The sequence below is a fragment of the Furfurilactobacillus cerevisiae genome, assembly GCF_048961765.1.
Classification (GTDB): Bacteria; Bacillota; Bacilli; order Lactobacillales; family Lactobacillaceae; genus Furfurilactobacillus; species Furfurilactobacillus milii_A.
This window is the reverse complement of record NZ_CP185253.1, coordinates 548,608-563,765: the sequence shown is the minus strand read 5'-3', so window position 1 is coordinate 563,765 and position 15,158 is coordinate 548,608. Positions and strand designations below refer to the sequence as shown.

16 protein-coding genes and 3 pseudogenes are annotated in these 15,158 nt (G+C 41.0%); 4 read left to right on the top strand and 15 right to left on the bottom strand.

All coding sequences use genetic code 11. The features are described 5' to 3' along the window. Positions 1–31 precede the first annotated feature (31 nt). Entirely contained in the window at positions 32–313 is a 282-nt protein-coding gene (locus tag ABUE36_RS02555) for a hypothetical protein (protein WP_161001858.1), read from the top strand. A gap of 6 nt (positions 314–319) precedes the next feature. Here the strand turns inward: ABUE36_RS02555 and ABUE36_RS02550 are convergent, their stop codons facing one another. Together ABUE36_RS02550 and ABUE36_RS02545 are read right to left on the bottom strand one after the other, a co-directional pair. Further along, a complete protein-coding gene (locus ABUE36_RS02550) occupies positions 320–835 on the bottom strand; it encodes a GNAT family N-acetyltransferase (RefSeq protein ID WP_421017093.1) in 516 nt (171 codons plus the stop codon). Positions 836–851: 16 nt separating this feature from the next. Then, positions 852–1,304 carry a MarR family winged helix-turn-helix transcriptional regulator gene (locus tag ABUE36_RS02545; protein WP_421017092.1) on the bottom strand — a complete coding sequence of 151 codons (453 nt, stop codon included), beginning with the start codon at positions 1,302–1,304 and terminating at the stop codon, positions 852–854. Between the two features lie 134 nt (positions 1,305–1,438). Between ABUE36_RS02545 and ABUE36_RS02540 the strand changes: the two genes are divergently transcribed. Continuing rightward, a complete protein-coding gene (locus ABUE36_RS02540; RefSeq protein WP_096109805.1) occupies positions 1,439–2,368 on the top strand; it encodes an IS30-like element ISLpl1 family transposase in 930 nt (309 codons plus the stop codon). 15 nt (positions 2,369–2,383) lie between these two features. On the opposite strand, the pseudogene ABUE36_RS02535 reads toward ABUE36_RS02540, so the two are convergent. The 6 genes and pseudogenes from ABUE36_RS02535 to ABUE36_RS02510 form a co-directional block, all read right to left on the bottom strand. Then, positions 2,384–3,190: pseudogene (locus ABUE36_RS02535) on the bottom strand (PTS transporter subunit IIC); the annotation flags it as partial. Between the two features lie 17 nt (positions 3,191–3,207). Beyond that, positions 3,208–3,660 (bottom strand): PTS sugar transporter subunit IIA, encoded by a 453-nt coding sequence (locus ABUE36_RS02530; RefSeq protein WP_161001696.1) that lies wholly within the window; start codon positions 3,658–3,660, stop codon positions 3,208–3,210. Positions 3,661–3,685: 25 nt separating this feature from the next. Continuing rightward, a complete protein-coding gene (locus ABUE36_RS02525; protein WP_421017091.1) occupies positions 3,686–4,087 on the bottom strand; it encodes a PTS sugar transporter subunit IIA in 402 nt (133 codons plus the stop codon). A gap of 26 nt (positions 4,088–4,113) precedes the next feature. Beyond that, on the bottom strand, positions 4,114–5,601 hold the full coding sequence (locus ABUE36_RS02520; RefSeq protein WP_421017090.1) for a BglG family transcription antiterminator: 1,488 nt from the start codon (positions 5,599–5,601) through the stop codon (positions 4,114–4,116). A gap of 549 nt (positions 5,602–6,150) precedes the next feature. Next, a complete protein-coding gene (locus tag ABUE36_RS02515; protein WP_421017089.1) occupies positions 6,151–6,693 on the bottom strand; it encodes a DUF6994 family protein in 543 nt (180 codons plus the stop codon). Positions 6,694–6,695: 2 nt separating this feature from the next. Then, positions 6,696–7,523 (bottom strand): annotated as a pseudogene (locus ABUE36_RS02510) (IS30 family transposase); the annotation flags it as partial. A gap of 103 nt (positions 7,524–7,626) precedes the next feature. Between ABUE36_RS02510 and istA the strand changes: the two are divergent. Both istA and istB read left to right on the top strand, forming a co-directional pair. Further along, positions 7,627–8,850, top strand: a complete 1,224-nt coding sequence (istA, locus tag ABUE36_RS02505; RefSeq protein ID WP_003555353.1) for an IS21 family transposase — start codon at positions 7,627–7,629, stop codon at positions 8,848–8,850. A gap of 9 nt (positions 8,851–8,859) precedes the next feature. Beyond that, positions 8,860–9,597 (top strand): IS21-like element helper ATPase IstB, encoded by a 738-nt coding sequence (istB, locus tag ABUE36_RS02500; protein ID WP_014386885.1) that lies wholly within the window; start codon positions 8,860–8,862, stop codon positions 9,595–9,597. A 60-nt stretch (positions 9,598–9,657) separates the two neighbouring features. Here istB and ABUE36_RS02495 read toward each other — a convergent pair. The 7 genes and pseudogenes from ABUE36_RS02495 to ABUE36_RS02465 all read right to left on the bottom strand — a co-directional run. Next, a pseudogene (locus ABUE36_RS02495) lies at positions 9,658–9,765 on the bottom strand (helix-turn-helix domain-containing protein); the annotation flags it as partial. Between the two features lie 97 nt (positions 9,766–9,862). Then, positions 9,863–10,147: a hypothetical protein gene (locus ABUE36_RS02490; protein WP_421017088.1), complete on the bottom strand. Its 285-nt coding sequence runs from the start codon at positions 10,145–10,147 to the stop codon at positions 9,863–9,865. Positions 10,148–10,821: 674 nt separating this feature from the next. Then, entirely contained in the window at positions 10,822–10,941 is a 120-nt protein-coding gene (locus ABUE36_RS02485; RefSeq protein WP_421017087.1) for an ATPase, read from the bottom strand. Beyond that, a complete protein-coding gene (locus tag ABUE36_RS02480; protein ID WP_161001692.1) occupies positions 10,938–11,123 on the bottom strand; it encodes a hypothetical protein in 186 nt (61 codons plus the stop codon). Before ABUE36_RS02480 ends, ABUE36_RS02485 begins: the two co-directional genes overlap by 4 nt. A gap of 299 nt (positions 11,124–11,422) precedes the next feature. Continuing rightward, a complete protein-coding gene (locus ABUE36_RS02475) occupies positions 11,423–12,115 on the bottom strand; it encodes a 2,3-diphosphoglycerate-dependent phosphoglycerate mutase (protein WP_161001691.1) in 693 nt (230 codons plus the stop codon). 75 nt (positions 12,116–12,190) lie between these two features. After that, on the bottom strand, positions 12,191–13,276 hold the full coding sequence (locus tag ABUE36_RS02470; RefSeq protein WP_161001690.1) for an AI-2E family transporter: 1,086 nt from the start codon (positions 13,274–13,276) through the stop codon (positions 12,191–12,193). Positions 13,277–13,435: 159 nt separating this feature from the next. Then, positions 13,436–14,611, bottom strand: a complete 1,176-nt coding sequence (locus ABUE36_RS02465) for an ROK family protein (protein WP_421017086.1) — start codon at positions 14,609–14,611, stop codon at positions 13,436–13,438. Positions 14,612–15,158 lie beyond the last annotated feature (547 nt).

Below are 15,158 nucleotides of genomic sequence, written 5' to 3'. Positions count from 1 at the left end.
TTAAATTTTTTGATGAAAGGCGGCTATAACTATGAACGATGAAGAACTAATCCAGCTTGGCTTATCTGGTAAAGCTCCCTTAAAAGTAATCCTGGCCGGCTGGACTGAGTCGAACACAGATGGTCAAAAGGTTGGCGTGGTCGGTTTGCTTTATGTCACAACTGACGTTCAGCGGGCCCAACAACAGCTCACTCACCTGCGCAAACAGAACCCGGAACATTACTATATGGTTTACAGTGTGCCTTATGATACGGATTTATCGACTCTATCCCACTGGCCAACGCTTGAAATTGAGCCAGAAGATCTCGCTTAGTTTAGGTTACAGCGTGCGTTTCATAATCAGGTCGCGCTGGACGGAGGAACCGAGTTGGAATACGTGGTCGCCGGCTAGTTGGAACCCGATTTTATGATAGAATTTGCGAGCTGCATCATTGTGTTCCCAAACGCCTAGCCACAGTGCACTTTTGTGCAAATCTTCGGCAGTGGTAACTGCCTGATTGAATAATTGCGTGCCCAATCCTTGACGCTTAAACGTTGGCAGAATGTAAATCCGTTGTATTTCTAGCGCATCTGCCCCCATTTTCTCCGTTTGTGCCTCGCCAACGTTCAGTTTGAGATAACCCGCAACCGCCTGATCTACTTTAATAAAGTAGAACCAGGATTCCGGATTATTGATTTCTGTCAACAATTGATCAACTGAGTAAGCGCGGTCAAGATAGTCTTGTAAATCGGTCGAGCTGTTTTCAGAGCCAAATGTATCTTGAAACGTTGCGCAACTGACCTCACGTAGCGTTGTTACGTCTTGTGGTGTGACTGCTGCTATTTGTACTGTCATAAATCCTCCATGGTTGTTAGTAATCTCGTGGGACGCCCGCTTTGACAGACTTCCAGTCTTCGTTAACGTTAACGGTCATGCGTTCTAAAAGAGTGGCCAACTGTTGGGCCTCTGCTTTTGAAAAGCCTTGCAGGGCCTTGTCAGTCGAATACGCATTTTCCCGTTTGAGTCGTGGATAAACGGCCGTTCCTTTTGCCGTTGGGTAAAGTTCATAATTTTTAAGGTTTGTTTCGCTGTGTTGACGTGTAATAAAACCATTGTTAACCAGCTTTTTTATCGCCTGTGACACCGTCGTGTGATCCACCATTACGAGTTCCGCCAACCGCCCCTGAACGATGCCGGGATTTTCGCAGATTCTCACAAGATACAGATACTGGCCTTTGGTAAGGTCGATGTTCTGGAAATCAATATTAGAAATCGCATCTAATGCACGTGAAATTTTACCGATAGAACGTAATACATCTTCCATATTTCTCTCCTGTTAACTAGTTTGTTATGAAGATTAGTAGATTGTAAAATTAATCCGAACGCTGTTCGGACAAAAAAGATCAGCTTCCTTTAAAATGGTGTTTACAACAAACCCATCTTTTAGGAGCTGATCTTTTGTCTAGTATAACCTATTCCGAACGAATTAAAATCGAAACCTTTTGTGAACTAGGGCTGTCCAATATCCAAATGGGCGTTCGGCTGAACCGATCACCGTCAACAATTTCTTATGAATTATCTCGATGTCAACCTTATCAGGCTGAATTAGCACAAACAGATGCCGAATACAAGCGATCACGATGTGGTCGGAAAACTAAGCTGAGCGATGAGTTAAAGCAAACAATTCTCAACCATTTACATCTAAGCTGGTCACCAGGAATGATTGCTCACGAATTTAAACTAGCGACTAAATCTATTTATAATTGGCTAAATCAGGGGAGAATTGGTTTCTCCTTGAATGATCTACCTGAACATGGCGTACGCCAACGGCGTAACGTTGACCAACGATCCAAATATAATCAATCTTTGGGGCGATCGATTGAACAGCGTCCCATGATGATTAATCAACGTAATCGCATCGGTGATTTTGAACTAGATACCGTCGTTGGCCCTCGTGGGCATAGTAAGGCAGTTTTATTAACTTTAATCGATCGCAAATCACGGTTCCTTTGGGCATATCGGTTAAAGGACCGAACGACAGCGAGTGTTAATGAAGCACTGACTAAGTTCCTAACAACTTTTAATGGACCGGTGCACAGTTTTACTGTGGACCGTGGTACTGAGTTTAGTGGGCTAGTATCATTTGAATCACAATATGGTATTAAGACCTATTACTGTCATGCTTATACGCCAGCTGAACGTGGTAGTAATGAACGCTTTAATCGGAATTTACGTTATTTTTATCCTAAGGGGACTCGTTTTGAGCACATTAGTGCTCAAGATTTAACGACGACGTTACTCCAAATTAACCAGAGACCGCTTAAAATACTTGACTGGAAAACACCGTATCAGGTTATGCTGACCAATTTGTCCAAAAATTCGGATTAAATTTGCAATCTACCTCAAACCTTCCATCAACAAGGAAACCATCCGCGGCATCAATAACAAGACAGCCGCGGTGTTAACTCCGAGTTGAAGAGTTTTAGCAACTGAGTAATGTGCTAAAGCACCAATAACTAGTCCAATCACCAAACCAATCACCGTTGAATCACCAAAGATTCCCATCCGCTTTTGGACAGTTTCCGGTGTGATCTTAACCTTGTTAATTCCAGGAATACGGTCAAACAACCAGTTTAATGGTAAGGCCATCAAGAAACCAGGTGCTGAGGCCCCTTGAGGAAATGAAATGCCTTCCAGCCCGTAGTATTTTTGAACTGTCGGCGCAGCTAAATCCGCCAACAAGTAAATCAGCATGACATGAACAATCATGGTGAATAATCCTAAAGCAAAATCATGTGTCACAACATAGACAAGTGAACCAGTAAAGGCAATGTGCCAGTAATTCCAAACATCGACGTCCAATGTTTTCGTCAAACCAACTAGTAGCAAAATGACGTTTGCAATAACACCAACTGGAATCGCCAAACTACCTAAAACAGTTCCGTAGGCAATGGCAGATGCTGCAGGCCAACCAATATCAATAGATGTCAGATGTAAACCAAAGTTTTTAACCATCGCTTGAGCGGCTGGTCCCAGGTTTTTAGTCAACAGACTGATGACCAAGTTCAGACCAACAAATCCAACTCCGACCGTTAATCCAGCCTTAAATGCCTTACCGGGTTTGATACGCAAAATAAGTGCAAAAATAAATAATAAAACTGGGAGCATAACGCTCGCTCCTAAATTAACAAACCACTGTAACGCTGCCATTACAATTCCTCCAATAATTAATCAATCTCTGCTTGTTTCATAATGTCTTTGAAGTCAGCAGTAGTACTAATCGTCGTCAACTTCTTCATTAGGTCATCATTCTGGAATAATCCCATTAACCGTTGTAGCATCGCTAACTGCAAATCAGGATCATTTAATGCCAACATAAAAATCAATTTGGCTGATACATCAGCGTTATCACCCATTTGATTGAAATGAACTGGTTCCTTCAATTGAAGAAAGCCAATTTGTGGTTTAATCACATGAACCGCGTCCGTATGTGGAATGGCTACCCCCATCGATGGTGCAAGCAATCCCGTTGGAAATTGCTTTTCACGGCTTAAAATACCTTCTTTAAAACTTGATTTAACTACGCCAGCTTCTTGTAATGCATCGGCTAACGTTGTTAAGGCTGTGGTTTGATCAGCTATCGACTGGCCGAATAAAATCACATCTTTATCAAAATACACGTGCGACTACCCCTTTCATGTCTTCTCATTGCAGTAATGCTCGAACATCAATCAATGAGTTTTGTTTTACTAACTTTTTCGTCACTTCGTCGTCGGCTAGTCGCGTCAATAATGTCGTGAACTGTGGATCTGTTTGCGCCGCTGAGGCTGTCGGCGTTGCTAGCATAACGATCAGTCTGATGGTCGGTAGCTGCCGCCAATGTTGTGGCGTTTGCAGCCAACCAATTAGAACCGTGTTCCTAAGAACAACGGACCCCACAGCGTGTGGCATCAAAATTTGTGGCGCAATCATGGTCATCCCCTGTGCCTCGCGTTTAACGATTAAATCCGTAAACGCGTCAACATCACTGACACGCTGTAACTGGACCAATCGCTGCGCCATTGTTTGAAACGTGTCTAGAGAACTGGCCGAGGGTGATAGTGACATGAAAAATAGCTCTTGCGAATCAATCATCAGCTGTCCCTCCGTTCAATCCAATTAGCGACCTGATCCCGATCGGCCTTGGTAAACATTGCGCTAACCATCACCACACTAGTGTCTTCGGCCGGTGTTACGTTGACTGTCGTGATAATAAGGTCAATGTGCCCGTAATCAGCAGCATGCTTTAAATACCCGTCTTTTGAAACAACGGCCACCACATCCAAGTCTGGGAAGGCCTTCTGAACTTTCACTCGGATCAGTTGTGACGTCCCAACACCGCTGGCACACATGATGAGGATTCGTTTGGCCGGCTTGGCCTGTTCTAGATACTTCGCAAAGTACAAGGTAATAAAACCACTTTCGTCAGCACTAATCGCGGCTGGCAAAGCAAATTTCGTTTGCGCCTCACTGGACAGCTGCTTAACTTGAGCGAGCTCCTCAGGATACTCAGACCCAATCTCCTTCAATAAATGGTTGGCTACCGAAATGCCGTTTTTCAAACGATTGACCATTGGTTTGATATGGTTCCGTAAATCCGCAACCAATGCAGTTCGATCCACGGCGCGACCATTAAAATCAAAGCCATCAACGTAGAACACAACAAGTTGATCAACCAACTGATCTTCATGCGTCGTACTCGGCAATTCACGATCGTACCGCATTGAGACCATGTACTGAAGCAGGTAAAAATCTTCGATGGCAGGCAATGTTGTGTTGAGATAGCGGCCAATTTTACCGATGATTTCTCGAGCCACTTCTGCAAACTTAGGATTGCGCTCCGTCAACGCTTTTTGGTCAGTAGTTAATCGATTCTGCTCCGGATCATCAACTACCTTCCCCTCACGAAAACGACTCATCAAAATATAGAGATGCGAAAAAATATTTATGTTATACGGGTAAGGAATCGTTAGCTTCAATGAACGCTCCAAGTATTCAAGTTGAGCGATTAAAAACCGTTCATCAAACGATGACAGCTCATGGAAATCGTCGATAAAATCATCGATGCTTTCTTTGTCCATGAGGTCACCCTTGTTAATCGTATTTCGAATTGCCTGACGAATGTTTGGTTCGGGACCAGTTATTGATAAACGACGATAGCGATGCTTTAGTACCAGTCCAAACGACAACGCTAACTTATTCATCAAGGAAATATCGTTTTCAATCACCGTTTCACTCACGTAATAATGCTCATACAAGCGGTCAACATTTAAATCAAACGGAGCGTTGAACAATAACTCCAGTAAAATCCGGTTACGTCGTTCGATTGGTGAATAGTCCAAGGTATTATCCACGCTGGTATTCCGTTCATAAATATACCGATCGTAATTTAGGCGATACCCCCTTCCACGTACTGCCTCAATGACATCACCAGACTCTGAACTATCATTAATGCTACGGACATTTCGATAAATCGTTTTAGTAGATGTGTTGGTGACCTCAGAAAGCTTGTGGGCAGTGATGTAATCGTTTTGTCGCATCAAAATATCAATCAAACCTTGTTGCTGATCATTTAACTGCATAAACGCCCCACCCCTTTTAATATAATAGGCTAGAAAAAGTATCCGCTTTCACAAGATAGTGTCCTTTGCAAGGGACAATTTCATAAAACATCAGCGAGATCTCTTTTCGAATGTTCATACTTTCACTTGTAAAGAAAGGTTCTATGAACCGTTCCGGAACAGTCTTGTGAACCTCTATTTTGCCTGACGCATTCGAAGCCTCGCAATTATTTAGCTTAACGATTGATCACCATATAAAGATAAAGTGCACAAAAAAAGCTCTCAGTCTCTATTTGATAACTGAGAACCTCACTTTATTCAGGATTTTTTTCTATACGCTTTGTATATTTACAGCAAAAAACAATTACAATACTACTTGTGTAATTGCATTCATCTTACCCCCCCTCATCTAATCATTCAGGATACTGTTTAAATTCACTAACAGAATATTTCTTACGTTTTCTTCGCTTCGAATTGGTTGAAATATTTTATATGTTTCTGATTTGAAAATATTATTTAAAAAAATGATTAAACTTGTGATAATTCACAATTGCTACTAACTTACTATTTCTAAGCCCTAGCCAGTCCGTACTTATTTGTTAAATACTTGGATCTTTCAAATATTCGTTTATTAGACTGTTGTACTAGCCTTTCCGCGTTCACCTTGTTTTCGGGAAAAGTTATTAATTCCACATTATTAATTAAGTCTGCCGATGAGTTAAAAGCGGTACCTGTTAATAGATTAATAACATGCTGATTTTCATCGACAAACCCATTCAGGTCATAAAAGTTAATAAAACCAGAGAAGTTAACAAAAAGGTCTAAAAAGACTGAAAAACAATCAAATGCTTTAATTCGATATGGCTTCTTTTCATAGTAGTTTGACAAATCCAGCAGAAACAAATCCGGTCTGTCATACATCGTATTGGCCCGATTAACATTGATGCTTCGACCCTGACCGGAAATAAAGGTATCCTTTTTTACTATTTCTACATTTTTGGGAAATAACATATGCCCACCAATAAGACGTGAAATCTTCAAGACTTTCCGGACTTCATCAATAGAAAACTTTCCTTTTTTCTTAAGACGCCTTCGTGAAATGGTAGATTGCAAATTTAATCCGAATTTTTGGACAAATTGGTCAGCATAACCTGATACGGTGTTTTCCAGTCAAGTATTTTAAGCGGTCTCTGGTTAATTTGGAGTAACGTCGTCGTTAAATCTTGAGCACTAATGTGCTCAAAACGAGTCCCCTTAGGATAAAAATAACGTAAATTCCGATTAAAGCGTTCATTACTACCACGTTCAGCTGGCGTATAAGCATGACAGTAATAGGTCTTAATACCATATTGTGATTCAAATGATACTAGCCCACTAAACTCAGTACCACGGTCCACAGTAAAACTGTGCACCGGTCCATTAAAAGTTGTTAGGAACTTAGTCAGTGCTTCATTAACACTCGCTGTCGTTCGGTCCTTTAACCGATATGCCCAAAGGAACCGTGATTTGCGATCGATTAAAGTTAATAAAACTGCCTTACTATGCCCACGAGGGCCAACGACGGTATCTAGTTCAAAATCACCGATGCGATTACGTTGATTAATCATCATGGGACGCTGTTCAATCGATCGCCCCAAAGATTGATTATATTTGGATCGTTGGTCAACGTTACGCCGTTGGCGTACGCCATGTTCAGGTAGATCATTCAAGGAGAAACCAATTCTCCCCTGATTTAGCCAATTATAAATAGATTTAGTCGCTAGTTTAAATTCGTGAGCAATCATTCCTGGTGACCAGCTTAGATGTAAATGGTTGAGAATTGTTTGCTTTAACTCATCGCTCAGCTTAGTTTTCCGACCACATCGTGATCGCTTGTATTCGGCATCTGTTTGTGCTAATTCAGCCTGATAAGGTTGACATCGAGATAATTCATAAGAAATTGTGTAAAAGGCACCCGTAAAATGTAGGAAAACGGCAGGTTAGAACTGTTGGTTTTCCTACATTTTTTGTATCATGAATCACATCAGAGTGTAGGAGGAATTTGATGTGAGACGTGATTTAAGAGAAGGAGTGACGATTTACGTGACTGAAAATATTAAGCCTAACTTCGCCGAGATTGCCCGGCAATATAATGTTGATTATCGAACCGTTAAGAAAGCCTATGAGGAAGTCAAAGCTGGACTTAAGGGCCGACCAAGTGGTCGACCGAAACGGCCAAGTTTACTGGATCCATTCAAGCAAACCATCGATTCAAAGCTTGAACTAAATTGTTCGGCTGCTTCAATTTTTAAATTTATCCAGAAGAAGGGCTTTACCGGCAGCTATACCCTCGTGAAAGATTATTGTCGCCAAACCCGCCGAGAACGAGTTAAGAAAGCTACCATTCGGATTGAACATTCCCCTGGTCTCTCTGCTCAAGTTGACTGGAAAGAAGAAATGGCCCTAGTGAGCAGCGAGGGTGAGCTGTTTAAATTCAATATTTTCTTGTATGTATTGCCTTATTCAAAACTCAAATATATGACACTAACCTTTGATCGGAGCCAAGATACCCTCTTTTCTTGCTTACACGACGCTTTCCTTCATACCGGAGGTATTCCGACGGAAATCTGGTTTGATAATATGAAAACCGTTGTGGATCATACAAAATCCCAGTTTGGCCACGCTGTCTTTAACGAACGGTTCCACGAATTCTGTAAAGATGCCGGTTTCACACCAATTGCTTGTCGACCATTCAGACCACAAACTAAAGGTGCAGTTGAAGCCCTTGCTCGCACGGTTGAACGTTTACGGCCATACAATACTGAATTTGCTGATGGAACTGAGCTAATCGAACTAGTTCATATGCTCCGAGATGATCTAAATCATGAAACTTCGCAGGCCACGGACGAAGTCCCGTACCTGAAATGGTTAGACGAAGAAAAAGAGTACCTTCATCGCGTTCCAGTTAATCTCCTTGAACCATACTTCGAAGAAAACATTACCCGTGTCGTTTCGAAGGAGGCCATGATCAATTTCCGCAAATGTAAGTACTCAGTAGATCCGCGATACATTGGTTGTACGGTTGCTGTTGAAATCTCCAATGATGAGCAGCGCATTCACATTTATTATAACGGAGAAGAAATTCGTACGCACTCCATAACTACCAATTCGCTGAATTATGACCCCCAAGATCAGTTCAATATCCTCAAATCTGATTTGCTTAAAGGGCGGACAGATGAAGACATTTCAGCTTACATTCGTGAACATATGACTGATTACGACAACTTATAGGAGGCTACCATGACCACTAATAATCAAATTCTTTTAAATAATCTTGAGCGCTTAGGGTTAAACAAAATCCGTGAATACTTGCCGAATTACCTTGATCAAATTCACACTGATAATCTGTCATTAACTGAGGCGCTAATTGATTTAACTAATTCGGAACTCCAGAATCGACACGAAGGTCAGATTGCACGGGCCATTGGCCGTGCTCGGTTCCCCAATACAAAATCCCTAGATACATTTGATTTTAGCTTTCAACCCAGTATGAATCGCCAAGAGGTTCTGGAATTCCAGAATCTGGCTTTTATGGAAAAGTCTGAAAACTTAATCTTTATTGGCAATCCGGGAGTCGGTAAAACCCACTTGGCAATTAGTATTGGGATTGAGGCCTGTAAACAGGGCTGTCGGGTTCTCTTTATTAATTGTCATGAGCTGTTGATTAGATTGAGAGCAGCTTACGAAAAAGGACTGCTTGATCGATCTCTAAGCCGCTATTCGCGCTATGACCTATTAATTATTGATGAAATTGGGTATTTGCCAATTGGTCACCAAGAAGCTAACCTCTTATTTCAGCTAGTCAATGCCCGCTATGAAAAGCATTCAACGATCATTACCAGCAATAGTGATCTATCCGCTTGGGTTGATATTTTCCAGAACCCAACTGTGACAGCAGCCATTCTCGATCGCTTGGTTCATCATGTTCACGTAGTGAAGATCACTGGTAAATCTTACCGATTACGTGGCCTCAAGTAACTGCCGAAAACCTACATTTCTTTCTGCCGAAAACCTACATTTTTAAACTGCCCTTGACAAAATTGTTGACGGTGATCGGTTCAGCCGAACGCCCATTTGGATATTGGACAGCCCTAGTTCACAAAAGGTTTCGATTTTAATTCGTTCGGAATAGGTTATACTAGACAAAAGATCAGCTCCTAAAAGATGGGTTTGTTGTAAACACCATTTTAAAGGAAGCTGATCTTTTTTGTCCGAACAGCGTTCGGATTAATTTTACAATCTACTAAATACCAAAATAATCGGCTGCCATACCCATTTTATAGACTATCTCACCTTCTTTTGTCGCTATTGTAAGTTGTAGCCCATATGGTTTCATGATTTTTACTTTTGTTATTTCATCACCACTTGGAAAAGTACGATTTGAAAATATTGTTTGAAAGTCTTTGTAAAGCTTTAAACTGGATGAATCGGGGTCATAATATTTACCTTCTGGATTAAGATCCACTGTATCTACATCCTGATCAATGCCCTTCTCATGAATGTTCAGATAATTCATTAATTCTGACATTAATGCTCCTTAATATCATTCGCAACTTCACTACTCACATCATCACTCATTTCCAACCAACTGTGCAAAAATGAACTGACCGACGACAGTTGCTCTTTAAAAATTGTTCAAAATTTACTCGTAAAGATTAGTCTTGTTTTGAACTTCCAACTTGTCGTTGAAATCATAAACAATCGGTTCACCTATTGTCATTTCCAATATCATTAGATTATCACTAAACGTCTCGTTTACTACTCTAAAGAATAGGTAGAACCCATGGATAGTTCTTTAAATCATTCAGCAACACTACACCATCCAACCGGTTATAAATATTAACGAATCGATCAGAGTTATCATATATGAACACATTATCTACATGACTGGCAATATCTTCTAAATTATTAAGTGACTGTACATAACGCTTCTTGATTAGCTCTGCAGGTACACCGTGACCGGTGACCGCCCTTTTGAACACGTACGTTAACTCTATCAATTGTAGTTTGAGGACTATCAAGTGTGACGTACAACAATGTCACTTCAAATCCATATTTGTGCGCTAGATTGATAAGTTCAACCTGTGTCTTTCCAACTCCAGCTAATGTAGTTTCAACATGAACACTAGTCTTCGTTTCAAAAGCTTTATGCAATTGCTTTCAGATTGTCACTAGTTTTATGCCAATCTCCGCCACTTGCTCTTAAAATTCGTCAGCATTAATGCGTTTAGTCCCAGCAAACAAATCTGACGAAGTGTCATAAAGTGTACTTTTTCCAGCACCATTAATACCACCAACAATCAAATATTGAGGTCTAATCATCTACTGAACTCCTGATGATTAATCACTTTTTCTTGCCGCTTATCGAGCACGTACGTATAAGGCGCATGTAAAACTTGTTGTTTAGCCGGATCCTTTTCATTTAAGAAATCAGCTCTCAACGTTTGTAAGTCTGTACGCTCTGCTTCAACCAACATTTTTTCAAAAACATTTTCAGTGCTCATTGTTAGACCTCCTGCTTTTGAATGAATTGACTGAAATAGTAGTCAACCTTTTCAGTGTTTACATTGTATTTTGAAGTAATTTTATTGTACTACAATTTTTTGACATATCTTACTCTGTCATTGATGGCCTGTCACGTATGTCATCACTGAATCTATTTTCCATCAACTTTTCAATTCCGAGCAAATCATATGCGATCTGGAGAATCCAAATTATATCTGATTCTTGAGGTCATGCATATACTATTTCAAAAAAGGTCCTCAACCACAAATCGGTTGAGGGCCTCATTTTATATCAATAATTACTTGTCTAACTTAGTCTTGCTTTGAACTTCCAACTTGTCGTTGAAGTCGTAAACAACTGGTTCACCAGTTGCCATTTCCAATGAGACGATGTCTTCGTCAGAAATGTTTTCAATGTATTTGGACAAAGCACGTAATGAGTTACCGTGGGCAGCGATGATAACGTTCTTGCCATCTAATAACTTAGGTGCAATTTCGTCTTCCCACAAAGGCATAACACGTTCCAAAGTGACCTTCAGGTTTTCACCACCGGGAACGATCTTTGGATCCAAGTTAGCATAACGACGGTCCTTTGATGCAGAACCTTCGTCATCAGCACTCAACAATGGAGGCAAAACATCGTATGAACGACGCCAAGTGTGAACTTGGTCATCGCCCCACTTTTTGGCAGCTTCAGCCTTGTTTTGGCCTTGTAAAGCACCGTAGTGACGTTCGTTTAAACGCCAAGTCTTGGTTTCAGGAACCCATAATTGGTCGGATTCTTCCAAGGCGTAGTGTAAGGTCTTGATTGCACGTGTCAAAACTGAAGTGAAGGCGTAGTCAAATTCCAAACCATGTTCCTTGATCAATTGACCAGCATGCTTTGCTTCTTCAACACCCTTGTCGCTCAAGTCAACGTCAACCCAGCCAGTAAACTGGTTAGATAAGTTCCATTGTGATTGACCGTGACGAATCAATACTAATTTAGCCATCTCTAATAACCTCTTCCTTAAATGTAATTATCAATTCATTATAACCGAAATCCGACACAAATTACATAGTTCACGCTACTTTCCGTCATTCGCGCTGGACTCACGTTTGGCACGACGGCGTTCCCGCATTCGTTTGATACTCGGTCGTTCGCGACCAATTGACTTAACGCCCAGTAGATCAAGGAAAAATGTAAATAGTGGCACGCCGAAAATCAGTCCCCAAACACCGAATAACCGCTCGCCAACTAGTAACACGACAAACGTATAGAAGATGGGCAACTCGGTTCGACTAGCATAAAACTGTGGATTCAACACATAGGCTTCTAATGTATGCACTACGAGGATCATTACCAAAATATAAATGACGTAATCCAAACCACCGACAGAATAACCAATTAAGCCAAGCGGAACCACCGAGATGATTACCCCTGCCACCGGAATCAAACTGAGAATGAAGATCATTAACGCTAGGGTTGGTAACTGTGGCATCCGCATGAAGGCCAGCGTGACAGTTGTAATCACTGTATTGCAGATAGCAATGAAGAATTGCGCCTCAATAACGACACCAAACGTATTGATGAACTTTTTAAATAGATAGGAAACGTCTTGGAAAAACCACCCGTATGTAGAATCCAAGAACAGGTGTGAAAATTCGCGCACCCGCTTGTTCTCGACAGTGAAGAAGAAGCTCAGAATCAGCGAGAAGAACAATGTGAGCGCCATTTGCCCGATGTACCCCACATAATTCAAAATAATCGTCGCCCAATTTTTAAGCTGGTTCATGATATCTAGCCGTTTGGCATACTGATTGATAAAGTTCACCACATAGTTCGTATCATGCGACGGATTGCGATAAAAATTATAAACGGTATTCGCCATCTTGACCGTTTCATCAATCAACTTAGGAATATAGTTCGTAATCCCCGAATATAACCCCAGAATCACCAATAAATAGATGGCAATCACGATGACAGCTGCCGGTATTTTAACAAACCGACGAATAAACTGCGTCAGCCGAGTAACCAAAAAAGTAAACACAAACGTGAGCAATACGATGCTGATCATGGAACGCATTAACCAAAGTGCCAGCACAATGAATCCTAACACCGTCCAACGTCGCAAAGAAACGTTTTTAACGAATCGTTGATAGTATGTTGTCACAACCAAATCCCCCAATAATTTCTCTGCTCTAACTGTAACTCACTGCCCATTTTTCAGCCACTCACAGCACCACAAACTCATGAAGAACTTAATGTTTGGCAAAATAAAAAGGCAGCCCACAATGTGTTAGCTACCTTATCCCCCTCAAAAGAGACCTAACTATTCGGCTACACCCTCTGCTTTGGCCTGAAAGTCTAGCTTCAAATCATCCAGCCCTAAGGCATGATGAATAATGTAGGAAGTTGCACCAAGCAAAGCGGATTCTGTGTACCCTTTTGTCAGGATAACCGGTGTATCGCCGTCAGGCATCATTTGTACCAGCGCGTTACGAACGGATTGCAAAATCTGCGGGAATCGTTTGAACATATCACCATTCAAAATCACAACATCTGGTGCAAAACTCGTGGAAAGATTCGTCAATACTCGTGACAGGTAGTAGGCAAAATCATCAATCGGTTCCATCACCCGCTCATCCTTGTGGTAATAGGCCTCGGTAAGCTTTGCAAAGTCCATTTCCTGCCAACCCATGCGGTCCCGAATCGCCTTGTTTAAGGCAGGTTCAGATGCATAAACGTCGGCAGCCGCCATTTTACTGTGATCATAACGATCAACTAGGTAGGCTTCGCCAACTTCACCAGCGTGCCCCTCATGACCGGTATACAAGTGTTGATCGGCGACAATACCTGCCCGCAAATGTTTGCCGATCATCAATGTAACCAGGTTCTTAAACAGCTCATTGTCATGGAAATCACGCTCATAAATAGCTGACAGGTTAGCAGCATTTTCAATCAATACCGGAACTTGGAACTTATCTGCAAAGTATTTGGCCAAGTCAAAGTTTTCCAGACCTTTCAACTCTGTACTAATAATGTGATTATTGTAAACAGTTCCATCAATCACAAACGCAATACCAGCCAATGATTCGTCATTTAACTGACCAACCGTCTTAGCAATCGCCGCCGTAATCATGTCCATTACAGTCGTTAAATTAATGCCATCCGTATCAATCGTTTGGGCGCTTAACTTAGACGCGTTAAAACGACTAATTAAGATAGCAACACTACTGCTGCCTAAGTTAATTGCCATAACGTAGTTTTTGCCAACGTTAAGTTCTCCCATTACTGGTCGGCGTCCGCCGTTTTTAGTGCTAACACCGTGACCTACCTCACGAATGACGCCGGACTTCAATAACTGGTTATAAATATCAGAAACAGTCACCTTATTTAAATCCAGATTACGTGAAATCTGACTACGTGAAATCGGCCCTTCATTAATAATTTGTTGGAGCACCTGCTTTTCATTGGTGCTGCGCATAATGTGCTTATTTATAATCATTTTAACGCGATAACAAACATGCTAAATCCATTCGTTCATCAAGTGGTTTAACAGAACGGTTAGATTCAGGTCGTTATCTCTACCCTCCTAACGTCGCCTATAAACATCTTTATATATTTATAATAAAATGCTAGTACGTAAATGTACACAAAATAGGCATTTTTAGCCCCATATTGACCAATGTTTTGTCTAGTTCCTTTCGTGTCCGCTTTACAAACTAACTAACCGATGCTTTTCGAGTGACGTTTCAACAATAAGTAAGGCCCTTACTATTTAAAAACCAATTGATCAAAAGATGATTACACAACCAGTATAGCAAGAGATTATAGTCTATACCAATGCAACCATCCGGCTTTTATAAACTACTGAATTTTATATCCTGACGAAAATTCGTGCAAATCTTTTGTTAGAAACAATTGGTAAATTAACTGACAATCTAAATCAGGTTTGTTTGCATTCTGAACAAATCGACTTATATAAGTCATTTTCAGCCGCATTTAAAGCGTTGGGTGTTTTGACAAACAGCGTTATACTAAAGATTGTATTT